At 72.7% G+C, this 23,438-nt stretch carries 16 protein-coding genes; 15 read left to right on the top strand and 1 reads right to left on the bottom strand.

Features of this window, described 5'->3' with window-relative positions; genetic code table 11:
* Positions 1-104: 104 nt before the first annotated feature.
* The 11 genes from WME96_RS08355 to WME96_RS08405 all read left to right on the top strand — a co-directional run bounded on the left by WME96_RS08355 (position 105) and on the right by WME96_RS08405 (position 17,532).
* On the top strand, positions 105-899 hold the full coding sequence (locus WME96_RS08355) for a hypothetical protein (RefSeq protein ID WP_437289638.1): 795 nt from the start codon (positions 105-107) through the stop codon (positions 897-899).
* Between the two features lie 60 nt (positions 900-959).
* The gene (locus WME96_RS08360; RefSeq protein ID WP_437289639.1) at positions 960-2,132 is read left to right on the top strand and encodes a hypothetical protein; all 1,173 of its coding nucleotides are present in this window, start codon (positions 960-962) and stop codon (positions 2,130-2,132) included.
* The gene (locus WME96_RS08365) at positions 2,129-5,656 is read left to right on the top strand and encodes a hypothetical protein (RefSeq protein ID WP_437289640.1); all 3,528 of its coding nucleotides are present in this window, start codon (positions 2,129-2,131) and stop codon (positions 5,654-5,656) included. Before WME96_RS08360 ends, WME96_RS08365 begins: the two co-directional genes overlap by 4 nt.
* 237 nt (positions 5,657-5,893) lie before the next feature.
* Positions 5,894-6,712, top strand: coding sequence for a CDP-diacylglycerol--serine O-phosphatidyltransferase (gene pssA, locus WME96_RS08370; protein ID WP_061614979.1), 819 nt, complete (start codon positions 5,894-5,896; stop codon positions 6,710-6,712).
* 69 nt (positions 6,713-6,781) lie between these two features.
* Positions 6,782-7,183 (top strand): hypothetical protein, encoded by a 402-nt coding sequence (locus WME96_RS08375; RefSeq protein ID WP_061609196.1) that lies wholly within the window; start codon positions 6,782-6,784, stop codon positions 7,181-7,183.
* 187 nt (positions 7,184-7,370) lie between these two features.
* A complete protein-coding gene (locus WME96_RS08380) occupies positions 7,371-8,273 on the top strand; it encodes a cytochrome C assembly family protein (RefSeq protein ID WP_433934694.1) in 903 nt (300 codons plus the stop codon).
* Between the two features lie 6 nt (positions 8,274-8,279).
* Positions 8,280-9,878, top strand: coding sequence for a glutamyl-tRNA reductase (hemA, locus tag WME96_RS08385; protein WP_437289641.1), 1,599 nt, complete (start codon positions 8,280-8,282; stop codon positions 9,876-9,878).
* Positions 9,879-9,883: 5 nt separating this feature from the next.
* Positions 9,884-10,780 carry a hydroxymethylbilane synthase gene (hemC, locus tag WME96_RS08390; RefSeq protein WP_437289642.1) on the top strand — a complete coding sequence of 299 codons (897 nt, stop codon included), beginning with the start codon at positions 9,884-9,886 and terminating at the stop codon, positions 10,778-10,780.
* Positions 10,781-10,892: 112 nt separating this feature from the next.
* Positions 10,893-12,491, top strand: a complete 1,599-nt coding sequence (locus WME96_RS08395; RefSeq protein WP_437289643.1) for a glycoside hydrolase family 57 protein — start codon at positions 10,893-10,895, stop codon at positions 12,489-12,491.
* 594 nt (positions 12,492-13,085) lie between these two features.
* Complete coding sequence (locus tag WME96_RS08400) at positions 13,086-14,267, top strand: efflux RND transporter periplasmic adaptor subunit (protein WP_437289644.1); 1,182 nt, start codon at positions 13,086-13,088, stop codon at positions 14,265-14,267.
* A 43-nt stretch (positions 14,268-14,310) separates the two neighbouring features.
* Entirely contained in the window at positions 14,311-17,532 is a 3,222-nt protein-coding gene (locus WME96_RS08405) for an efflux RND transporter permease subunit (protein ID WP_437289645.1), read from the top strand.
* 75 nt (positions 17,533-17,607) lie between these two features.
* On the opposite strand, the gene WME96_RS08410 is transcribed toward WME96_RS08405, so the two are convergent.
* A complete protein-coding gene (locus WME96_RS08410; protein ID WP_437289646.1) occupies positions 17,608-18,765 on the bottom strand; it encodes a S1C family serine protease in 1,158 nt (385 codons plus the stop codon).
* 95 nt (positions 18,766-18,860) lie between these two features.
* On the opposite strand from WME96_RS08410, the gene WME96_RS08415 reads away from it, so the two are divergent.
* From WME96_RS08415 to prfB, 4 genes are all read left to right on the top strand, one after another.
* Positions 18,861-20,603: a DUF885 domain-containing protein gene (locus WME96_RS08415; RefSeq protein ID WP_437289647.1), complete on the top strand. Its 1,743-nt coding sequence runs from the start codon at positions 18,861-18,863 to the stop codon at positions 20,601-20,603.
* Positions 20,604-20,711: 108 nt separating this feature from the next.
* Positions 20,712-21,248: a hypothetical protein gene (locus WME96_RS08420; RefSeq protein ID WP_433934702.1), complete on the top strand. Its 537-nt coding sequence runs from the start codon at positions 20,712-20,714 to the stop codon at positions 21,246-21,248.
* 284 nt (positions 21,249-21,532) lie between these two features.
* Positions 21,533-21,997, top strand: coding sequence for a hypothetical protein (locus WME96_RS08425; protein WP_437289648.1), 465 nt, complete (start codon positions 21,533-21,535; stop codon positions 21,995-21,997).
* A gap of 262 nt (positions 21,998-22,259) precedes the next feature.
* Positions 22,260-23,403 (top strand): peptide chain release factor 2 gene (prfB, locus tag WME96_RS08430; protein WP_433937730.1). Its coding sequence is split into 2 segments (ribosomal slippage): positions 22,260-22,328 and positions 22,330-23,403, totalling 1,143 coding nucleotides; the frame shifts between segments, so codons are not numbered across the junction.
* Positions 23,404-23,438 lie beyond the last annotated feature (35 nt).

The raw sequence follows: 23,438 nt of genomic DNA on the forward strand, positions 1-23,438 counted from the left end.
TGCGCTGTCGTCACGACGTCAGCGGAGGCGCAGAATTCTAAGATTCTGCCTGAAAATTGATTGAGGAAACTCCTGATGCATGTTTCATTCGTGCTGAGGGGGCTATGCGAAATCAACTCGAACTGGCGACCTCGATCCTGGGCCTGCTGAGCGTCTGTTTGCCGGCCTGTGTCGGCGACGCTGAGTCTCCGGAGGAGTATGTCGATGAGATTGCGCAAGAGGCGTTCACGAAGAACGCGTTCACGAAGAACGCGCTGAAGGCCAGCGCCCTCACGACAGACCGGCTCGCGACCGAGGCGCTCACGGGCAACCCGCTGACGAACGACGGGATCGCGGGCAGCAGCCATGTCCTCAGCGCGCTGCGGGATCCTCTGGCGCGCGAGTTCTTGACCTACGTGGCGGGCTGCGCGCTCCCGGCGGGGCAAGCCGTGCGGGTGTCGCTCGACGGCCAGGAGCATGTGTTCAAGGGGGATGTCGGCCTCGCGCCCGAGTGGGGCCGCGCGCGTGGGCAATGCAACGCGCGCTGCCAAGGATGGGTGTCGGCCTGCATGCTGGCCAGGGTCAACCACCTCGGGGAGAGCATCCCTATCTCGATGCGGGGCAAGAACAAGGCCCTCGAGGCGGACGCCGCGGAGCGGGAGAGCTTCCCTCACCGGGAGGGTGCCTATTTCGGAGATCTCTTCGCCCCGGAGCCGCTCCGGTTCGCGTGCAGGTCGCCCGGGTCGACGCTCATCTCCCGCGTCTGCGGCGGGACGGGGGTGGACGCGTCGGGCTGCATCATCGACGTCCTCGGTGAATGCGATGATCTCTGCGGCAGACCGACGGAGGACGGCAGCTTCCCCAACTGCGTCGGCGGTGGCCATACGACTCCGACGACGGTGACGATCTTCCGGCAGTGATCTCCCGCCCGTAGCGGCGCGCGCGACGTCTCCCCGCTTTCGTACTAGAGTCGCGCGGCCATGAACCGAAGGCCGACCGCCGTCCTCGCCTGCCTGCTCCTCGCCGCCTGCGCCTCCCCGGAACCCCGGCCGAAGGAGCCCCTCGGCCAGATCCCCGAGGCGACGACCACCGCGAAGCCCGAGTGGCTCCCGTTCCGCGTCCGCGCCGGCAAGAGCGTCGCCGCCGACCCGCGCGAGAAGCACCTCGCCGACCTCCGGCAGCTCACCTTCGGCGGCGAGAACGCCGAGGCGTACTGGTCGCCCGACGGCAAGAAGCTCGTGTTCCAGTCGACCCGCGACGGCAACAAGTGCGACCAGCAGTACGTCATCGACCTGGAGAGCGGCGACGTCCGCCGGGTCTCGAACGGCCAGGGCAAGACGACCTGCGGCTATTTCCTGTTCCCCGCGCCCGCGGTCCCGGCCGACGCGCGCGTCCTCTTCGCCTCCACCCACGCCGCCGGCGAGGCGTGCCCGCCGAAGCCCGATCATTCGCAGGGGTACGTCTGGCCGCTCGACGAGTTCGACATCTACACGGCCAAGGTCGACGGCTCGGACCTCCGCCCCCTCATCCAGGGCAAGGGCTACGACGCCGAGGCCACCGTCGCGTTCGACGGCTCGCGCCTCGTGTTCACGAGCAACCGCGACGGGGACATCGAGCTCTACACCGCGAAGCTCGACGGCTCCGACGTCCGCCGCATCACGAGCACGCCTGGTTACGACGGCGGTGCATTTTTCTCTCCCGATGGCACCAAGCTCGTGTGGCGGGCGAGCCGCCCGACCGGCGCGGCGCTCGACGACTACCGCGCGCTGCTCGCCAAGGGGCTCGTGCGCCCGAGCGCGCTCGAGATCTTCGTCGCCAGCGCCGACGGGCAGAACCCGCGCGCGGTGACGAGGAACGGCCGCGCCAACTTCGCGCCCTACTTCCTGCCCGACTCGCGGCGCATCCTCTTCGCCTCGGATTTCAGCACCCCGCAGGGCGCGCGCGGCATGCCGAACTTCGACCTCTACCTGGTCGACTCCGAGGCGCCCCCGTCGGCGGACGGCGTGCCGCCCGTCGAGCGCGTGACCTTCTACGAGGGCTTCGACAGCTTCCCGATGTTCTCGCCGACCGGCGAGCACGTCGTCTTCGCCTCGAACCGGTACGGCGAGAAGCCGGGCGAGACCAACCTGTTCGTGGCCCGCTGGGTCGAATGACAGCGCCGCCGTCGCGGACCCGCGCGCCGGTCGCCCTCGCGTCGGCGTGCGCGCTCGCCGGCTGCTCCGGCGCCCCGGCCCAGCCGCCCCGCCCTGTCGAGGCCGCCGTCCCGTCGGCGGACATCGCGGGCGCTGCCTACACCTCGCCGGCGCGCTGGAGCTACCACCCCGCGGCGCCCGACGCCGCCGTCGCGTGGGCGCCCGCGGGCGCTGGCTGCGTCGTCGTGGTCCAGGGGGGCCAGCGCTGGACGGTCACGCCCGACCCTCAGGCGCCCGCGGCCGCCCCCGCGACCGCGTCGGCCGCGCGCTGCGCGGGCCAGGGCAGGACCAGCGCCTCGCCTGCGCCCGAGGAGCTCACCGCGATCGTGCGGCGCTCGCCGGCCTCGTGGATGTTCGTCGGCACCAGCGGGGCGATCTACGAGGCCTCCTCGCCGCTCGGCCAGTTCACGCGCACGCTCACGCCGCCCGAGCCGCTCGCGCAGGTCGCGGGCGCCGGCGGCGCGCTGCTCGGGGTGACCCGGGGCGGCGGCGTGCTCCGATGGCGCGAGGATCTCGGCTGGAAGCCGGTCCCGCTCGACGGCGCCGCGGGGCAGGGCGGCTCCCCGCCGCCGCGCGCGTTCGGCGTCGCGATGGCCGAGGGCGGCCGGGCGCTCGCGCTCGCGCTGCCCGAGGCGCTGTTCGCGAGTGAGGACGGCGGCGCGACCTGGTCGCGCGCGCCGCTCCCGGCCATGGGCCTCTCGCGGGTCGGCGTCCTCGGCGGCGAGCTCCTCGCCGAGGGCCTGCTCGCATCGGCGACCTGGGATCCGCGGCGCGCGCCCGCGTTCTCGCGCAGCGCCGCGGTGCTCCCGCGCGCCGACGTCGAGCTCGCCGTCGCGGCCCCGCGCGCCCCGTCCGCCTCCTCGGTGTGGCTCGGGCGGGCGGCGATGACCGGCGGTCGTTACCTCGAAGCGGTCCGGCCCGACGACGCCGGCGCGCCGTGGCGCTTCGCGAGCGGCCCCATCGAGGGCCCGCTCAGGGAGGCGCCCCTGCCGGGCACGGGCGAGTGCGGGAGCATCAAGCTCGGCGCGAACGGCGCGAACGGCCGGCGCATCGTCGCTGTGTGCTCCGAGCCGGACGGCGACCGCATCCTCGCGCGGGTGCTCCGCAGCGAGGACGGCGGCGGCACGTGGTCGCCCGCCGCCACGCTCGAGACGCTGGACATCGACCAGGTCGGCGTCGCCGTGGCGCCCGAGGGCGCGGCGCTCCTGACCGGCGTCTGCAAGCCGAGCGACGGCGCCGGCGGCTGCAAGCCGACAGCGCCGCTGCTCCTGACCCACGACGGCGCCGGGGACGACGCCCGCGCGACGGTCGCCCTCACGGCGGCCCCCACGCTCAGCGCCCCGGCCGCGCTGCCCGCGTTCTCGACGGACGGGCGCTCCGCCTACTTCCTCGGCTACCGCGGCAAGGACGAGCGCCTCGCGCTCTTCGTCTCCCACGACGGCGGCGAGACGTTCGCGCCGCGATCGCTCGACGCGACCGCCGCGACGGCGCCGGCGCCGCCGGACGAGGACGCCGAGGCCGAGGACGCCGAGGGCGGGTCGGGCGACGGCCCCTCGTCCGAGGGGCTCGAGATCGTCGAGGAGAGCGCGCTGCGCCCCGCGGACGACGGCGCCGTCGGCCTCCTGCTCTCGGATCGCGGCGCGCTCACGTACCTGACCGCCGACGAGGACGGCCGGGTGCTCACGGCGGCGGTCCCGCCGGCCGAGGGCGCGGCGCTCGCCGGCTTCGGTCGGCGCGTCGTCGCGCTCGCGACCCGCGCCCCGCGCGCCGGCGCGGAGGACGTCGCGGCGCTCTGGGAGTCGCTCGACGGCGGCGTGAGCTGGGCGGAGCTCCCGGAGATGCTGGCGCTCTCGCGCGAGCTCGCGCAGGCCCCGGTCGCGATCGCGTGCGGCGCGAGCGGCTGCCTCTTCGGCGACGTGGCGACCCGCGTCGGCTGGGGCGGCCAGGCCGAGGGCGCGCCGCCGCGCGCGCCGGACCTCGCGCCGCGCGCCCAGCCCGCGGCGCGCACGCCCATCGTCTGCGAGACGCTGCCGTCCTCGAAGTGGACGCGCATCGACCACGTCGACTCGAGCGGCCTCGGCCTGCCCGACGCCGACGAGCTCCTGCGCGGCCGGTCGGTCTGGTCGCTGCTCACGCGCGCGCCGAGCGGCGCCGTCGACGTCGTCTCCGCGATGCTCCCCGAGTCGGGCGCCGGCGAGGCGCGCGTCGTCACGCGCTCGCTCCTGCCCGCCGTGCCGTCGGGGCTCGGCAGGGCGCGGGTCGCGACCAACATCACCACCCAGATGGAAGGCTACGCCGCGGCCCGCGTGCGGCTCCCCGGCGGCGCGGCGAAGCCGGGCACGCCGATGCGCAACGTCGAGGTCGCCTGGGAGAACTGGATGGATGGCACCTCGGGGCGCGGCGTGATCCCCGACGCCGGCCCGTTCGAGCTCGGCGACGTGAAGGTCGTCCCGGACGCGGCGCGCCAGCCGTCGTCCGGCGCGCGCCCTCAGCCCGGCGCGCCGCCGCGCCGCGCGCCCGCGCCGCCCCCCGACGATTTCTTCGATCCCGCGCTCCTCTCCGTCTCGATGCGCGGGCTCTTCGTCCGCCCGCACTCCGGCAGCGCGCACTCGGCGCTCACGTTCTTCTACGAGCCCTCCGGCAGGCTCCAGCGCTTCGAGTTCCCGCCCTGGCCCGAGTCGGGCCCCCGCGGCAGCCTCGACGTGCGCGCCGACGCCGTCTTCGCAGACGGCCAGCCTGTCGGCGTGGGCATGGTCCGGCAGGCGTCGAACGGCCCGGTGACCACGATGCTGCTCGCGCATCGCTCGGCGCCGGCGTCCCCCGGCGGGGCCACCCCGCCCGATCCCGGCGCCGCGTGGGCGATCGACGCCGTGACGGTCGCGCCGCCGCCGGGGCGCGATCGCGTCGTGCACACGGACTGGACCTACGCCGGCAAATCGATCGGCGTCACGACGCTCGTCGCCGATCCAGGGCACGGGGTGGCGTGGGCGATTTTCCAGCCTTTCCGCGGGGATGGAACGCTCGGCCCGGCGCAGCCGATCCCGACGCCGCTCGACCTCGGCGATGTACCGCGCCCTTGCTCTGCCGCCGAGCGCGCCGCGACCGCGCGCCACGAGGCGCCGCTCTTCCTCGGGAGCGACGCGCTGTTCCCGGGCACGCGCCACCCCGTCCTGGTCACCGACGCCGCCGGCTCTTCTGGCGCGACCGAGGCGATGGTGCTCCTGACCTCGTCCGCGGTGCTCCACGGCACGCCTGCCGCGCCGTGCGTGGCCGGCTGGGAGGCGAGATCGATCGGGCGGGCTCCTCTTTCGGCGATTGTCCCGGGCGATCTCGCGCGCTCGTGGCTGTTTCGGGCCGCCGCGGGCTCGTCCGCGGCGAGCGGCGTGGCCGTCGAGGTGCGCCCGATGGCGTGCCGCTTCGATCCGGGCGCCAAGGTGCCGGAGGCGGTATGGAACGAGCCTGCCACCGCGCGCCCCGACCGCTGAGCGGTCGGCGGTGATGGGGCCGCTGAGCGGTCGAGCCGATGAGCATGCCGCGGAGCGGTCGATGCGGCGCTCGGCCGCAGACCGATCCGACGCGATGAATGAAATGCAGCAGAGGGTGCGATGAAACGCTCTCGAATCCGAGCTCGCGGTAAGCTTCCAACGGCTCTCGTCCATGCCGCGGCGCTTGCGTTCGTGGTCTCCACGGCGATAGCCTCGCCTGCCTGAAAGGGAGGCGGCATGATCCGGAAGCGACGGCGGTTCGAGCTCAGGAAGACGCTGTTCCTGCTTCCGAACCTGATCACGCTCTCATCGATATTCTGCGGCTTTGACTCGATCCGGCGCTCGGCAACCGCGCAGTCGGAGGACGATTTCTACCGCGCCGCGCTGCTGATCGTCTTCGCGATGTTCTTCGACACGCTCGACGGGCGTGTCGCGCGGATGACGAAGACGCAGAGCGCCTTCGGCCTGCAGATCGACTCGCTGGCAGACATCGTCTCGTTCGGCGTGGCGCCGTCGATGCTCGTGTACCAGTGGACGCTGCACCGCTTCGACCTCGCGGGGCTGCTCGTCTCGTTCTTCTTCACCGCGTGCGGCGCGGTCCGGCTGGCTCGCTTCAACGTCCTCTCGATGGGCGAGGCGGGCAAGCCCACGAAGCCCTCCAAGTACATCGTCGGCCTGCCGATCCCGGGCGCGGCGGGGATCCTTGTCTCGATCGTGGTCGCGAACCACGCCGCCGCCGGCGCCATCGGCGGCGAGCGCTACGCGTCGGCGATCCTCGCCACCACGACGATCCTGTCGCTGCTGATGGTCTCGACGATCCGGTTCCGCTCGTTCAAGGATCTCCGCCTCAACGTCCGGACGGTGCTCTTCGTCGCGTTCGCGATCGGGTCGAGCGCGGTGATATCGACGCAGCTCCAGCCGGCGTTCGTGCTCGTGTGGCTGCTCGGCTTCTACGTGCTGCTCGGGATCTTCGAGTCGCTCTGGCACCTGCCGGCGCGCCTCCGCGGCCTGCCGCGGGACTCGGCGCCTCCGCCCAGGGTGCCCCCGGCGGCCTGACGCCCGTCTTCTCCGGCCCGCCCGTCGCGGTCCCACCGCTCGGGCCTGTTTTTGAGTAGACTGGACGCGATGAAGAACCGCGTGTTCTTTCCGCAGGCCGCGCTCGACGACTGGATCGCGAGCGACCGCGTCGATCTGAACAACGACGAGCTTCTGATCAAGACCGAGGGGCGCCGCTACAAGATCATCGAGGCGATCCGCGTGCTCCGCGAGGTGACCGGCTCGGCCGACATCCACGAGGTCCTCGGCAGGGTCAAGACGCGCGCCTTCCTCCGGGAGCTCGGCGCGGAGATCCTCGAGGGATCCATGATCATCGGCGACAACGCCTACGACGTGATCCCGGGGTTCATCGGCGCGCCGGTGGGCACGTTCGCCGAACACCGCAAGGCCGCGCCGGCGGCGACCGCGACCAACAGCAGCCTGACCACCGACGAGGAGCTCCTCGCCGCGTTCCTGACGAGCGACATGTAGCCGCGTCGCATCGCGCCGCGGCGGCGCCGCTGCTGGAGCGCCCTCGGCGGAGGCGACGCGCCGGCAGCGGAAGCTCCGGGGCGCTCGGCCCGGCTCTTCTGCGCTGTCGGGCCCGTTCTTACGAGAGTACGCCGCGGCCTCTGCGGCCGGCGGGCCATCCCCGGTGAGGCAGGCTATAACGGGGGCCATGCCCGAGGTCCTCTCCGGGATCAGCTTTGTGCTCGCGCTGCTGTTCTACGGCGCCGCGAGCGCCCTCTTCTTCCTCGACGTCGCCCGCAGCCGCGCGCGGCTCCCCTCCGCGACCGATCTCGCGGGGCTCGGCGCCGGGCACCACCATGATCCCGCCGCGCGGCCCAGCGCCGCGGCCGCGCCTCCCTCGCGGCACGCGCCCCTGCTGCTCGGCCTCGGCGCCCTCGGGCACGCCACCTACGTCACGTTCGCCAGCTTCGTCGCGCGCGTCTGCCCGGTCCACTCCGTTCATTTCATGCTCTCGGTCGCGTCCCTCCTCGCGATCGCCGTCTACCTCGTCGCCCGCCGTCGCTTCCGCATCGACGCGCTCGGGCTGCTCATCGGGCCGCTCGGGCTCGCCTTCCTGCTCGGCACCTTCTTCCTCGGAAAGCCGCACCCCGAGCCGAAGCTCAGCCCGCTGTTCATCGCGGCCCACGTCATGGCGAACCTGCTCGGCATCGCCCTCTTCCTGCTCGCCGGCGCCTCCGCCGCGCTCTACCTCGTCCAGGAGAAGCGGCTCAAGAAGAAGCGGCACGTCGAGCGCATGGGGAGCCTCCCGCCGCTCGACACCCTCGACCGCGCCGTCCACCGCTTCCTGATCGCCGGCTTCCCCTTGCTGACGCTCGGCATCGTCACGGGCACGTACTGGGCGCACCAGCTCGAGATGGGCAACACCGAGGAGGTGATGCGCGCCATCTTCGGCTACGCCACCTGGCTCCTCATCGCGCTCGTGCTGCTCCTGCGCGCCGCCGCGGGCTGGCGCGGCCGGCGCGCGGCGTACGGCACCATCGCGGGGCTCGCCTGCGCCGCGGCGGTGCTCGTCATCTATCTCGTCCGCCCCGCCGCGGGGCTCGGAGGCTAGCGGCAGTTGATCTTCGTCGGGCTCTCCCACAAGACCGCGCCCATCGAGGTGCGCGAGCGGCTCGCGATCGGGCGGAACCAGCTCCCCGAGGTGCTCGCGCGCCTCACCGGACACCCCGCCATCGCGGAGGCGCTCGTGCTCTCCACCTGCAACCGCGTCGAGGTCTACGCCTCACCGCGGCAGCCGGCGCCGGGCCTCACCCGCGCCGGGGGCGCGCCGCCGTCGCCTGACGACGAGCTCTCGCTCGACAACGAGGCGCTCCGCGCCGCCGTCTCGGTCCTCGTCGGCATCGGCGGGGACGCCGTCCGCGGCCACCTCGCCGGCCGGGTCGGCAGCGATGCCGTCGTCCACCTCTTCCGCGTCGCCGCCTCGCTCGACTCGATGGTCGTCGGCGAGCCGCAGATCCTCGGCCAGATGAAGGAGGCCATCGAGATCGCCCGCGGCGCGAAGACCCTCGGCGCCCGGCTCGGCCGCGCGGCCCACCGCGCGATCAAGGTCGGCAAGCGCGTGCGCACCGAGACGGCGATCGGCGCCGGCCAGGTCTCGGTCTCGAGCGTCGCCATCGATCTCGCCCGCCAGATCTTCACGGATCTCGCCGGCCACACGGCGCTGCTCATCGGCGCCGGCGAGATGGCCGAGGCCGCCTCGAAGCTCCTCGTCCGCGCCGGCGCCCGCCTCGTCGTCGTCAACCGGAGCCCGGAGCGCGCCGCCGCGCTCGCCCGCGAGGTCGGCGGCGAGCCCCGCCCCTGGGCCGAGCTCGAGCGCGCCGTCGTCGAGGCCGACATCGTCGTCTCGTCGACCTCGAGCCCGAGCTACGTGGTCACGCTCGATCTCGTCCGCCGGGCCCGCAAGGCCAGGAAGGGCAGGAGCCTCTTCCTCATCGACATCGCGGTCCCGCGCGACATCGACCCGGCCGTCAACAAGCTCGACAACGTCTACCTGTACGACGTCGACGACCTCTCGCAGATCGTGGCGCAGTCCGTCGAGGGGCGCGCCGCCGAGGCGGCGCGGGCCGAGGCGATCGTCGTGGACGAGGCGCAGGCGTTCGAGGCGTGGACGCTCGAGCGCGCCCTGACGCCCACGATCGTGGGCCTGCGGTCCCGCACGCGCTCCATCCTCGCCGCCGAGGTCGAGCGCAGCCTCTCCGGCAAGCTCCGGCACCTCGGCCCGGCCGAGCGCCAGGCGCTCGCGCTCATGATCGACGCCGCCACGAACAAGCTGCTCCACGTGCCCACCACCCGTCTCCGCGCGCTGGCCGGCGATCCCCGCGTCGCCGAGCACGTCGACTCGCTCCGGGAGCTGTTCGACATCGACGACGCCCCGATCGACAGCGGCGTCGCCCGGGCGATCGCCGAGGGGGAGCTGCGCGACGCCGCGGACGATCGGCGCACGCCGGTGTCCGCCCGCGGGGCGGAGCCGCCCGCCTCCGGCGACCGCAGCGGCGACCCCGCGCTCCGGCAGGCCGGGCCGCGCCCCCACGCCGCGGAGGACAACGGCCACTATGCCCGGCAGCCCGGCGCGCGCCCCCAGCCCGCCGAGGCCAGCGTCCTGGCGGTCGCGAATCAAGCCGCGGCCGTGCGCGCGGCTGGGTTAAAAGGAGCGTGACCTACATGGAGCTCACCCTCGCCACGCGCCGCTCGGCGCTCGCCCTCGCCCAGTCCCGCGCCTTCGCTCGCTCCCTCGAGGCGGCGGTGCCCGGCCTCACCCTCCGCGAGCTCGAGGTGGTGACCTCGGGCGACAGGACCCAGGATCGATCGCTCCAGGACATCGGCGGCAAGGGGCTATTCATCAAGGAGCTCGAGGAGGCGCTGCTGGATCGGCGCGCCGACTTCGCGGTCCACTCGATCAAGGACGTCCCCGCCGAGATCGCCCCGGCGCTGTGCCTCGCGTGCATTCCCGCGCGGGAGGATCCGCGCGACGCGCTCGTCACCCGGAGCGGCGCCCCGCTCGCGGAGCTGCCGGCAGGCGCCCGGGTGGGCACGTCGAGCCTCCGCCGCGCTGTCGCGCTGCGCGAGGCGCGCCCGGACCTCCAGATCGAGCCGGTCCGCGGCAACGTCGACACCCGGCTGCGCAAGGTGGTCGACGGCGCGTTCGACGCGATCGTGCTGGCGCTCGCCGGCCTGAAGCGGCTCGGCCTCGCGGACCGCGCCACGGAGGTGCTGTCGCCCGAGGTGTCGCTGCCGGCGATCGGCCAGGGGGCGCTCGGCATCGAGTGCCGCACGGACGACAGCACCGTGCGCGACGTCCTGGCGGCGCTCGCGGACCGCGAGATCACGACCTGCGTCACGGCGGAGCGCGCCGTGATGGCCGCCGTGGAAGGCAGCTGCCGGACCCCGGTGGCCGCCTACGCGGTGCGAGACGGCGACGCGCTCTGGCTGCGCGCGCTCCTCGCCGAGCCGGACGGCTCCCGCCTGCGCCGGGCAGAGCGTCGCGTCGCGTGGCCTGGCGACCTGCGCGAGGCAGCGCGCCTCGGCGAGGACCTCGGGGCGGAGCTCAAGCAGGGCTGAGGCGCCCAGCCGAGCTCCGGAGCTCCGACCTCCGGACCGCCCCGCGCTTTCCACGCCGGCCTGTCCATGCGAGACGAGGGCCTGCCGGCGGTCTCCCGCCGCCCAGCGCTCCATGCCGGGCTACGTCGCCCTCGTCCTCCACGCCCACCTGCCGTACGTGCGGCACCCCGAGCACGCCCGTTCGCTCGAGGAGCGCTGGCTCTTCGAGGCGCTCTGGGAGTGCTACCTCCCCTTGCTCGGGGTCCTCGATCGCCTCGCCGCCGATCGCGTCGTCGCCCCGCTGACCGTCTCCGTCTCGCCGCCGCTCCTCGCGATGCTGCGCGACGAGCTGCTCTTGCGCCGGTTCGAGGACCACCTCCGCCGGCTCACCGCGCTCGCCGCCCGGGTCGAGGCCCGCCTCGCCGGCAGCGGCTTCGCGCACGCCGCCGCGTTCTACAGCGCGCGGCTCGCCGACGCGGCGAGCGCCTGGGCGGCGCTGGGCGGCGACGTCCCGGGCGCCCTGGTCCGCCACGCCCGGGCCGGCCGCGTCGAGCTCCTCACCACGGCCGCGACGCACGCCTACCTGCCCGGCCTGCTCCCCACGCCGGCGTCGATCCGGGCTCAGCTCCGGCTCGGCCGCCGCGCCTTCGCGGCCCTCACCGGCGCGCCCGAGCCCCGCGGCTTCTGGCTGCCCGAGTGCGCCTACGCGCCGCCCATCGACGCCGAGCTCGCCGCGGCCGGCGTCCGCTTCACCGTGCTCGACGCCCACGCCCTGACGCTCGCCGCGCCGCCCGCGTCCGCCGGCGCCGCCGTCCCCGTCCTCTCGCCGTCGGGCGTCGCGTGCTTCGGGCGCGACCGCGACAGCGCCCGCGAGGTCTGGTCGCGCGACGCCGGCTACCCGGGCCACCCTGCCTACCGCGAGTTCTACCGCGATGTCGGGCTCGACCTGCCCGAGCGCGAGCTCGAAGGCGAGATCGGCCCCGACGGCGTCCGGCTCATGACCGGCCTCAAGCTCCACCGCGTGACAGGGCCCGGCCCCGACAAGGCGCCCTACGACCCGGTCCGCGCGTCCGCGCAGGCGCGCGCGCACGCCGCGGAGTTCGTGGCCCGCCGCGAGGCCGCGCTCGCGTCGATCCGCGGCGCCGCCGCCCCGCCCATCCTTGTCGCCCCGTACGACGCCGAGCTCTTCGGCCACTGGTGGCTGGAGGGCCCCGAGTTCCTCGAGCACGCCCTGCGCGGCCTCGCGGCCTCGACGCGCGCGGTCCCGATCGCGCTCGGCGCCTACCTCGAGCGCCACCCGCCCGCGGAGGTCGTCGAGCCTGCCGCCTCGACGTGGGGCGAGGGCGGGTTCGGCGCGTTCTGGACCGGCCCGAGCGCGGCGCGGCTGTGGCGTCACGCCCACCACGCCGAGCGCGCGGTGCTGGACGCGCTCTCGCGCCGCCGCGACGCGGGAGGCCTGCCCGGCCGCGCGCTGGATCAGGCGGTCCGCGAGCTCCTCCTCCTTCAATCGAGCGACTGGGCCTTCATGATGTCCGCGGGCGAGATGGTCTCTTACGCAGAGGCGCGCGCCCGCGCCCACGCGGCCCGATCGCGCCGGCTCGCGGGCCTCGCCCTGCAGCCCTCGGCCGCGGCCGCCGATGTCGCCTGGCTCGACGCCGTCTGCGCGCTCGACCCTTTCCTCGCCGAGCTCACGGGCCCCGGGCTCCGCGACGCCTTCGATCCGTGGCGCTGAGCCGCTCTCCCTCACCCCGCCTCACCCCTGCACCCGTGGCCCACGCACAGAGCCTCTCCCCGGGAACCGTCATTCCACCCGAGTTGAATTATTCTATGGCGGTATTCTCGCCGTGGCGGCTGACCACAGGCTCCCGGGCGCAGCGATCGCCCGATCCGTGGCGGGCGCGGGCGGTTCGTCCGTCGGCCCCCCGGCGCCTCTCTGCCCGTCTTTCAGCGCCTCCGGCGCTGTTTTTCGGGAACATGACCGGCCATTCACTTTCCCGTTTCATTGCCGAACGCGGGCCGAAGCAACCCTGAGAACGCCGCGCAGCACGTTTTTCTCGGGCGGGGCGGCATGAAGTGCGAGGCGGACGTAGACATGGCCCGGAGCACCCCCTTGATGACCGGCGGGTCAGCACCCTACTGTGGTGCCCGCCAGCTTTGCTCCTGGACCGCACCGGCAGGCGCTGGCAAGAAACCGGGCGAACTCCCCATGACACATCCTCCTTGCGGACCCGAGCGCCCCATCGCTCGACGGGTTTTCGGCGCTCGTAGCGTCGCCTCGAATCACTCCCGCGCCGCCCTCGTCGCGGCGCTGCTCGCGGCCCTCGCGGTGCCCACGTTGACCGCCTGCCGCAACTCGGACGCTGGCACTCAGGCGTCGCCGGCGCGCGACACCGCGGCGCCGCGCGAGAAGCCCGCCGTGCGCTTCGGGAAGGTCACCGCGCGCCCGCTCGCGCAGACGCTCGACATCAGCGGCACGCTCGTCGCCGACGAGACGAGCGAGGTGGCCACGCAGGTGGCCGGCTCGGTCCTGAGCGTCGCGGTCGACGTGGGCTCCCGGGTCAAGAAGGGCGACCCGCTCGTCGTGCTCGACGCGCGCAACGCCGCGCTCCAGTCGCAGGCGGCCTCCGCCGCCGTCGCGCAGGCCCGCGCCAAGCTCGCGCTGCAGGAAGGGGCGTCGCCGAAGGGGATCGATCCCGACCAGGTGCCCGAGGTCCGCGCCGCGAAGCAGAGCATGGAGCTCGCGAAGGCCGAGGCGGAGCGCGTGAAGCAGCTCTACGACCAGGGCGCCGTCGCGCAGTCGACCTGGGACGCGGCGCGCACGCAGGCCCAGAACGCGGCCGCGCAGTACGACGCCGCGGTCAACGGCATCCGCGCGACGGTCGCCGCGCTCACCTCCGCGCAGGCGCAGGCGGGGCTCGCCTCGAAGTCGGTCGCCGACACGACGGTGCGGGCGCCGTTCGACGGCGCCGTCTCCGAGAAGCGGATCAGCGTCGGCGAGTTCGCGGGCCCCGGCCGCGTCGTCGCGGTCGTGGTCCGCGACAACCCGCTGCGGCTCCGCATCGACGTGCCCGAGGCGGACATCGCGCAGATCGAGATCGGCAAGCCCGTCAGCGTCTCTGTCGCCGCCTTCCCGGGTCGCCTGTTCCCGGGCGTCGTGAAGCGGATCGGCGCGAGCCTCAAGGAGGCGTCGCGCACGCTCCCCGTCGAGGCCGAGTTCGACAACAGCGAGGGGAAGCTCCGCCCGGGGCTCTTCGCGCAAGGCCAGCTCGCGCTGACCGGCGAGTCAAGAACGGCGCTCCTCGTGCCCGAGGCGGCGGTCGGCTCCTCCGGGACGAGCGCGCGCGTGTTCGTGCGGTCGGGCGATCGCGTGACCGAGCGGCTGGTCAAGACGGGCCGCAAGATCGAGGGCCTCGTCGAGGTCATCGGCCCGCTCACCGAGGGTGAAGAGGTCGCGATCGACAACGTGGACCAGCTCGCGGACGGCATCGAGGTCGCTGCGGCGCAGTGAGCCGAGCGCACCGGCGTCTCATTACTGAAGAAAGGTAGCGACCATGCAATGGCTCGCGGCAATCTGCATCCGTAGGCCGGTGTTCGCCTCGGTGATCGTCCTGCTCCTCACGGTGCTCGGGGCGTTCTCCTACTTCGGCCTCGGCGTGGACCGGTTCCCCAAGGTGGAGTTCCCGTTCATCGTCGTGACGACGATCCTCCCCGGCGCGGCGCCCGAGGAGGTGGAGACGGAGATCTCCGACAAGCTCGAGTCCGCGGTCAACACCATCAGCGGCATCGACGAGCTGCGCTCGGTCTCGGTCGAGGGGCTGAGCCAGGTCATGATCTCCTTCCAGCTCGAGAAGGACGTCGACGTGGCCGCGCAGGAGGTCCGGGACAAGGTCGAGGGTGTCCTCGCGGAGCTCCCGGAGGGCATCGAGCCGCCGGTCGTCGGCAAGCTGGATCCGGACGCCGCCCCGATCCTCACGCTCGCCATCTCGTCCCCGAAGGCGAACGTCCGCGAGGTGACCGAGTTCGCCGACAAGACGCTGCGGCGCGAGCTGGAGTCGCTCCCCGGGGTCGGCCAGGTGCTGGTCATCGGCGGCCGCAGCCGCCAGATCAACATCTGGATCGATCCGGAGCGGCTCGAGAAGTACTCGCTGACGGGCGGCGTCGTGGCCCAGGCCCTGGCGAGCCAGAACGTCGAGATCCCGGCCGGCCGCATCGAGCAAGGGGGCAGGGCGCTCACGCTGCGGACGCGCGGCCGCGTGCAGTCGGTCGAGCAGATGGCGGACATCGTGCTCGCGAACCGCGACGGCTACTCCGTCCGGCTCGGCGACGTCGCGGAGGTCCAGGACGGCATGGCAGAGCCGGAGTCGGCCGGCTTCCGCGGCCTCGACCCGGCCGTGCTCCTCAGCATCCGCAAGCAGAGCGGGACGAACACCGTCGAGGTCATCGACGGGCTCAAGGCGCGCATCACCGAGGTCGAGAAGCGGCTCCCCGCGGGCTACCAGATCGTCATCGCGCGCGATCAGTCGGAGTTCATCAAGAACTCCGTCAACGCCGTGAAGGAGCACCTCGTGCTCGGCGCGCTGCTCGCCGCGATCATCGTCGCGCTGTTCCTCGCGAACGCCCGCAGCACGATGATCTCCGCGATCGCCATCCCGACGAGCATCATCTCCACGTTCGCGCTGATGAAGGTGGCGGGCTTCACGCTCAACGGGATCACGCTCCTCGCGCTGACCCTGGCGGTCGGCATCGTGATCGACGACGCGATCGTCGTCCTCGAGAACTGCTACCGCTGGATCGAGGAGAAGGGCGTGAGCCCGTGGGAGGCGGCGCTCCAGGGCACGCGGGAGATCGGCCCCGCGGTGCTCGCGACGACGCTCTCGCTGGTCGCGGTGTTCGTCCCGGTCGCGTTCATGAGCGGCATCGTCGGCCGCTTCCTGAACTCGTTCGGCCTCACGATGGCGTTCTCGATCCTGGTGTCGCTGATCGTGAGCTTCACCCTGACGCCGATGCTGTCGGCGCGGTGGCTGAAGAAGCCGGAGAAGCACGCCGGCCACAGCTCCAAGGAGTCGCGCTTCTACGGGCCGATCGAGCGCGGCTACATGGCGCTGCTCCGCTGGTCGATGGCGCACCGCTGGGTGATCGTGCTCGCCTCGCTCCTGGCGCTCTTCTCGATCCCGGTGCTGGGCGGCCTCGCGAAGTTCAACTTCCTCCCGATCGAGGACGAGTCGCAGTTCCAGGTGAGCATCCGCGCCCCCGAGGGCGTGAGCCTCGACGGGACGCGCGTCATCGCCACGCGGCTCGCGTCGGACCTGGAGAAGATCCCGGGGGTGCTCTACACGCTGACGACGATCGGCGATGACCCGCAGAAGACGCCGAACCTCGCCAACATCTATGTGAAGCTCAAGCCCGCGGGCGAGCGCGATCTGTCCCAGCAGGACCTCATCGACCGCGCCCGGCGCGAGCTCAAGCCGAAGTTCGACGCGGAGAAGCTCCGAGCGAACATCGGCCCCGTGCCCGCGTTCTCCGGCGGCCAGAGCGCCCAGATCGCCTACCAGGTGCAGGGCCCCGACCTCCAGCGGATCGGGCAGTACTCCGACGCGCTGCTGGAGAAGCTCAAGGCGATGCCGGGCGTCGTCGACCCGGACACGTCGCTGCTCGTCGGCAAGCCGGAGATCCGGGTGATCATCGACCGCAAGAAGGCCGCCGATCTCGGCGTGCAGGTCGGCGACGTGGCCAGCACCCTGCGCCTGCTCGTGGGCGGGTACAAGGTGTCGACCTACAACGAGGGCGGCGAGCAGTACGAGGTGCGCGCGCGCGCGCTGTCGAGCTTCCGCTCCGACAAGGAGGGCCTCGCGAAGATCACGGTGCCCTCGACCAAGCTCGGCGCCGTCACGCTCGACAACGTGGTGACGTTCGCGGAGGGGACCGGCCCGTCGCGCATCGAGCGCTACAACCGCCAGCGGCAGGTCATGCTCACGGCCAACCTGGAGGCGGGCCACTCGCAGCAGACCGTCGTCCAGGAGCTCGACAAGGCCGTGTCGCAGATGAACCTCGCGTCCGGCTACTCCGCCGGTCCGGTCGGCGCGTCGAAGGAGCTCGTCAAGATGATGAGGAGCTTCCTGGTCGCCCTCCTCCTGTCACTCGTGTTCATGTACCTGGTGCTCGCCGCGCAGTTCGAGTCGTGGCTGCACCCGATCACGATCCTCCTGTCGCTGCCGCTCACGGTGCCGTTCGCGTTCATCGCGGTCATCATCTTCCGGCAGTCGCTCAACATCTTCTCGCTGCTCGGCATCGTCGTGCTGTTCGGCGTCGTGAAGAAGAACTCGATCCTCCAGATCGACCACACCATCAAGCTGCGCGAGCACGGCCTGCCGCGGGCGCAGGCCATCCTGGAGGCGAACCGCGACAGGCTCCGGCCGATCCTCATGACCACGCTCGCGTTCGTGGCCGGCATGATCCCGCTGGTCGCCTCGAGCGGCGCCGGCTCGGGGACGAACCGCGCGACCGGGTTCGTGATCATCGGCGGGCAGACGCTGGCGCTCCTCCTGACGCTGCTCGCGACGCCGGTCGCCTACTCGCTCTTCGACGATGCCTCGTCGTGGCTCAAGCGGGTCCTGCCCTTCATGCGGGGCAGCGACGACCAGGGGGATCCGCGCGGGGCCGGCGGCGCTGCGCCGCCCGGCGCGGGGCCCGTCGCAGCGGAGCCTCACGGCGCCGCGGCGCGCGTCGCGGTCGCGCACGAGGGAGGCCGGCCGGCGCAGGCCCACCTCGACTGACCGCACCGACCGGCTGCGCTCCGGGGCCGCGGCGCGCCGCGCCCGCCCCCCGGAGCGACCGCGGCGCGGCGACGCTCACTCGGCGTCGCCGTTGACCTTGCGCAAGATCACATCCAGCAGACCGTCGAACGCGTCGCGCATCGCCCAGGCCTGGGCGGCGTTGTCGTCGAGCCCGGCGGCCTTGCGGCGGCCCTCGGCGAGCGCCTGCTTCGGGCCCCTGCACGCGCGGCCGAGCCGGCGCTCCATGTCGAGCGCGGCTCCCTCGTAGATGTGATAGCAGGACGCGAAATCTCCCTCGTTGTAGAGCGGCGAGCCGACCTGGATGGCGCCGTCCATCGTCCGCGCCAGCACGAGGAGATCGCCCTCCGTGCAGCCGCGGAGCACCGTGAGGGCGTGGTGGGGGACCGACCGCTTGACCGCCGGGAGCGCGCGCTCCTCCTCGGCCGTCTCGGCCGCGAACGTCGACAGCGGGACAGGATCGGGGCGCACGAGCAGCTTCTTGAGGTAGTCCGCGGGCACGCCGAAGTTGAGGTTCTGCCCCTGCGTCGCGACCGCGGCGGCGACGCCGATCACCTCGCCGCGCTCGTTGAACAGCGGCCCGCCCGACGAGCCCGGCGCGATCGGCGCGGAGATCTGCAGCAGCGTCAGCGCGGGGTCGACCACGCGGACCGCGCTCACGAGGCCGTTCGACACGGTGTCGGCGAGGCCGAGCGGATGGCCGATCGCGACGACCGGATCGCCCGGGCGGACCGCGAGGCTGTCGCCGAGGGGCAGCAGCGGGAGCTTCCGCGGCGCGTGGATCCGGACGATCGCGAGGTCGCGCTCCTCGTCGAACGCGAGCACCTCGAGCACCGGGTGCTCGCTCTGGTCCCAGAGGACGACCTTGAGATCCGGCATCCCGGCGATGACGTGGAAATTCGTCGCGATCCAGCCGTCCTCGCGGACGAGGAAGCCCGCGCCCAGCGAGCCGTCGCCGCGGATCGTGACGACCGCCGGCGTGGCGCGCGCCGCGATCTGGGCGGGCGTCATCACGGCGGCGGGCTGCGACGCGGAAGCCGCCGGCTGGCCGGATGAGCCCGCGCCGCAGCCGAGCGCCGCGAGCGCCGCCGCGGCGACGAGCCCGGAGAGCCGCGGCCAGCCGGGTCGTCGCGGGGGCCGGTGGCGGGAAGGAGGAGCGGCGCAGGGGCGCCGGTCGTCGTCATGGAGCTCGCCTGGCAGGCTGCGGTGATTCATGTCGCTCCCCGGGGCGCCGCTCAGGAGCGGTCACCCACCACCAAGCGTAACGAAGACCCGTCGGATCGTCTCGCGCGCCCGGAGAAAATTGAGGCGTGACCGCATATGCTGTCGCGGTGAGCCAGAACCACGACGCGCGCGATCCGATCTTCGCCCTCAGCGACGACTTCGTCGCAGCCTTTGCTGCCCAGTGCCCTGCCCATGCCACCCTGGCGGGCCTCCCGTGCGACGACGGCGCGTGGAACGACTGGAGCCCGAGCGGCGCGGCGTCCTGGGCCTCCACGGTCGCGTCCTTCCAGGAGCGGCTCCGGGCGCTGCCGCCTCCTCGCGGACCGGAGGCGCGGTGGGGCCGCCTCGCACGCCGTGTCATGGCCGATTACCTGGACGAGCGGCTCGACGATTTCCGCCACGACGAGCACCTGCGCGACCTCAACAACATCGAGTCAGCGTTCCAGCACCTCCGGATGGTCTTCGACCTCATGGACCTCCAGAGCGCCGCCGGCTGGGACGCTGTTGCGTCGCGCCTGGAAGGCCTGCCGCAGGCCTGCGACAGCTACCGTGCGTCGCTGGAGGAGGGGCGCCGGACGGGGAAGGTCGCCGCGCGTCGCCAGGTGTGCGCTGTCATCGAGCAGGCGCGCTACCAGGCGGGCGAGGCGTCGTTCTTCCTCACGCTGCCGGCCGCCTACGAGGCTTCCGGGCTCGCCACGGGCGCCGGCCGCGCGCGCCTCGCCGCCGGCGCCGAGCGGGCGCGCGCCGCGTTCGGCGCCTTCGCCGGCTACCTGGAGCAGACGTACCTGCCCAGCGCCCGCGCCGAGGACGCTGTGGGAGAGGAGCGCTACCTGCGCCACGCGCGCCGCTTCCTCGGCGCGAACATCGACCCGATCGAGACCTACGCCTGGGGGTGGTCGGAGGTGCACGCGATCGAGGCCCGCATGGCCCGCCTCGCCGCCGAGATCCTTCCGGGCGCGTCGCTGCCCGAGGTGATCCAGGTGCTCGAGACCGACCCGGCCCGGTGCGCGCCAGGCCCCGATGAGTTCCTCCGCACCATGTCCGAGCGCCAGCGCAAGGCGCTCGCCGAGCTCGACGGCGTGCATTTCGACATCCCCGCGCCGATCCGCCACATCGACGTGAAGATGGCCCCGCCGGGCGGCGCGCTCGGCGCGTACTACGTGCCCCCGAGCGACGGCTTCAAGCGGCCCGGCACCATCTGGTATGCCCCTGGCTCGAAGCGCGTGTTCCCGCTCTACGAGGAGATCACCACGGCGTACCACGAGGGCTTTCCCGGCCATCACCTGCAGTGCGGGCTCCAGGTGTACCTCGATGATCGGCTGAGCCGGCTCCACCGCTTCCTGGTGGTGAACTCCGGTCACGCCGAGGGGTGGGCGCTCTACGCCGAGCAGTTGATGTACGAGCTCGGGTATTTCGAGCGCCCCGATTACGTGCTCGGGATGCTCTCGGGCAAGCTCACCCGCGCCTACCGCGTCGTCCTCGACATCGGCATGCACCTCGGTCTGCCGATCCCCGAGCGCGCCCCGCTCCGCGCCGGGGAGCCGTGGCGCTACGAGACCGCCGTCGAGTACCTGCATCGCCGGGCTTTCCTCACGCCGGAGCACGCGCACAGCGAGGCGACGCGCTACCTCGGCTGGCCTGGACAGGCGATCTGCTACAAGGTCGGCGAGCGGGTCGTCCTGGAGCTGCGCGAGGAGCTGCGGCGCCGGCAGGGCGAGGCCTTCGATCTGAAGGCGTTCCACGCGAGGGTGATCGGCTCCGGATCGGTCGGGCTCGACCACCTGCGCGAGATCGTCCTCGGCGACGACGCGGACGACGCCGCGCCCTGAGCGGCGCTTCGCCCGGCTCCACGGCCGTGCCTTCGTTCCGGGGCGCCGGGTGGCCCTGGCCGGGCCTCATGGCTCGACGCCGGGCCATGCGCGTGCCAATCGAGGCGGGTGAGCTCTCCTCCAGCGAGCGCAGCGAGCGACGCCCCCGAGGCGCAGCCGAGCGGCTCGGACCTCTGCACCGCGTGCGGCCTGTGCTGCACGGGGCTGCTCTTCGACATCGCGCCGCTCGAGGAGCACGAGCTTCCGCTCGCCGAGAAGCTGCGCCTGCCGCTCGCCTGCAACCAGTACCACGACGCCTTCAGGCTGCCGTGCCCTTGCCATCTCGACCGCAAGTGCACCGTCTACGAGACGCGCTTCTCGGTGTGCAGCAGCTATGAGTGCGGCCTGCTCCGGCGCTGCAAGGCGGGCGAGGTGCCGCTCGGCGAGGCGCTGTCCCGCGTCGAGCGCGTGGTCCGCCTCGCGGACGCCGTGCGCCAGCGCGTGCCCACGCTGGAGCCTCCCCGTCCGCTCTGGGACGAGGCCCGCGAGCACCTCCGCCGGCGTGACGCCGAGGACGCGTCGCCGGCCTGGCGGAGCGAGCGGGCCTCGCTCGTCGCCGCGCTCGATGAGCTCAGGGGCGCGTGCAGGGAAGGGCTCGATCCGTAGATACTCGGGAGGCCGCCGAGACAAGGAGGCGGGAGATCGGGAGCGGTGTTTCCTGTCTCCTCGCGATGGGATCCATTCACGGATCGCATCACCGCTCTTCGTGGAGATCTCCCATCGCCCTTCTCCCGTGCAACCGGCAGATCCCGCACGACGAGGCGGTGCACGGAACTCCTGTGCTTCGTCCGGGGCAAGCGTGATCCGTCCTCGATCTGGCGCCTCGCGCCTCACATCGACAGGCTCCTCCCGGCCTCCCGGCGGCTGGCTCCGCGCCGTATAGTTGGCTGATGGAACCGAAGATCCGCCGGATGACCAACAAGTATTCTGCCGTGGCCGCGGTGACGAGCTTCATCACGCAGCCCATTCCCGGCGCAGATGAGCTGATCGTGGTTCCAATTCATTACCACTTTGCCGTATCGCTGACGCGGCACCGGGGCGTGTCGCTCCTCGCCGCCCCGTGGCTCCAGGTCAGCAAGATCATCTGGGGCGGAGCGGCCGTGCGGCTCTTCGCCAACTTCACGCTCGGCCTCGTCCCGGTCGCCGGTCTCTTCTCCAATGCGATCACGGCCGTCGCCCTGACCGAGCTCCTGGCCCGCTACCTCGACGGCGCGCTGAGCACCCCTGCGTCACCGCCCGTTGTCTCCGTGAAGACCATCAGGGACGCCGTCGAAGGACCGCTCCGGGCGTGGAGAGCTCCGCGAATCTGGCCCGGGATCCGTCGTGCTTTCCGGAGAACAGCTCCTGCGGGTTGAGGGCCCTGTCCCGCTGATGGGCAGCGCGAAGCTCGCGCCGCCTCGCCACGTCCAGCGGTGACGGGACCAGGGCCCAGGGAATCGGCGGCGCCGGGTCATGCGCGCCACACCGCTGCGCGCGGGGAGCGCTCGACGCGGGCCGGTCTCGTCGCGCGCCGCGTCGCAGGGCGCCGCCGGCGCTGCGGCGGGGCCTCCGCCGTCCCCGTGAGCGCGCGGCTGTCTCTCCTGGCGATCGCCGCCCGGATCGAATAGATCCCCGGCCATGCTCTCCGAGACCCGCGAGAAAGTCCTGGACATCAAACGGCGCTTTGAGGCGCTAAGGGGGCATCTTTGACGTCCCTAAGCTCGAACGGATGCTTCAGGACCTGACCCAGACGACGCTGTCGCCGGGGTTCTGGAACGATCAGGAAAAAGCCCAAGTCGTCCTCCGCAAGCGCGCCCAGGTCGAGGCGAAGCTCGAGATGGCGCAGAAGCTCGGTCGCGAGATCGAGGATCTCGCGGAGTACCTCGAGCTCGGCGCCGCCGAGGGCGACGAGGGCGTCATCGCCGACGCCGACGCGCAGGCCGATGCCATCGCCGCGCGTCTTCGCAAGGCCGAGCTCGATCGCATGCTGTCTGGCCCCGCCGACCGCGGCAACGCCATCGTCAGCATCCACCCGGGCGCCGGCGGCACCGACGCGAAGGACTGGGCGTCCATGCTCCTCCGCATGTACCTGCGCTTCTGCGAGCGCCGGGGCTACAAGACGGAGATCATCGACTACCAGGACGGCGACGAGGCCGGCATCGACGCCGTCACCTTCACGGTGAGCGGCGACGCCGCCTACGGCTATCTCCGCTCCGAGGCCGGCGTCCACCGCCTCGTCCGGATGAGCCCGTTCAACGCCGATCATACGCGTCAGACCGCGTTCGCCGCCGTCGAGGTCACCCCGGATAGCGACGACGAGATCAACATCCAGGTGAACGAGAAGGACATCGAGATCACGACGATGCGCGCCGGCGGCAAGGGCGGGCAGAACGTGAACAAGGTCGAGACCGCCGTTCGCCTGCGGCACATCCCGACCGGCCTCAACATCGTGTGCCGCGCCGAGCGCAGCCAGCACCAGAACCGCGCGATGGCGATGAAGGTCCTCAAGGCGAAGCTCTACGAGATGGAGCTCCAGAAGCGGGAGGCCGAGGTCCAGGCCTACAACGCCGCGAAGAGCGCCATCAACTTCGGCAGCCAGATCAGGAACTACGTCCTCGCGCCCTACCGGCTCGTCAAGGACGTCCGCACCTCCACCGACGCCACCGACGTGGACGCCGTCCTCGACGGCGATCTCGATCGCTTCATCGAGGCCTACTTGCTCGCCGCGGCGGGCGGCTCGCTCCGGAAGGGCGGCGCCGTCGCGGAGGACGACGCTCCGTGAGCCAGCAAAAAGACAAGCCGAACGACAGGAAGACC

Source organism: Sorangium sp. So ce406, assembly GCF_051474675.1.
GTDB lineage: Bacteria > Myxococcota_A > Polyangia > Polyangiales > Polyangiaceae > Sorangium > Sorangium cellulosum_G.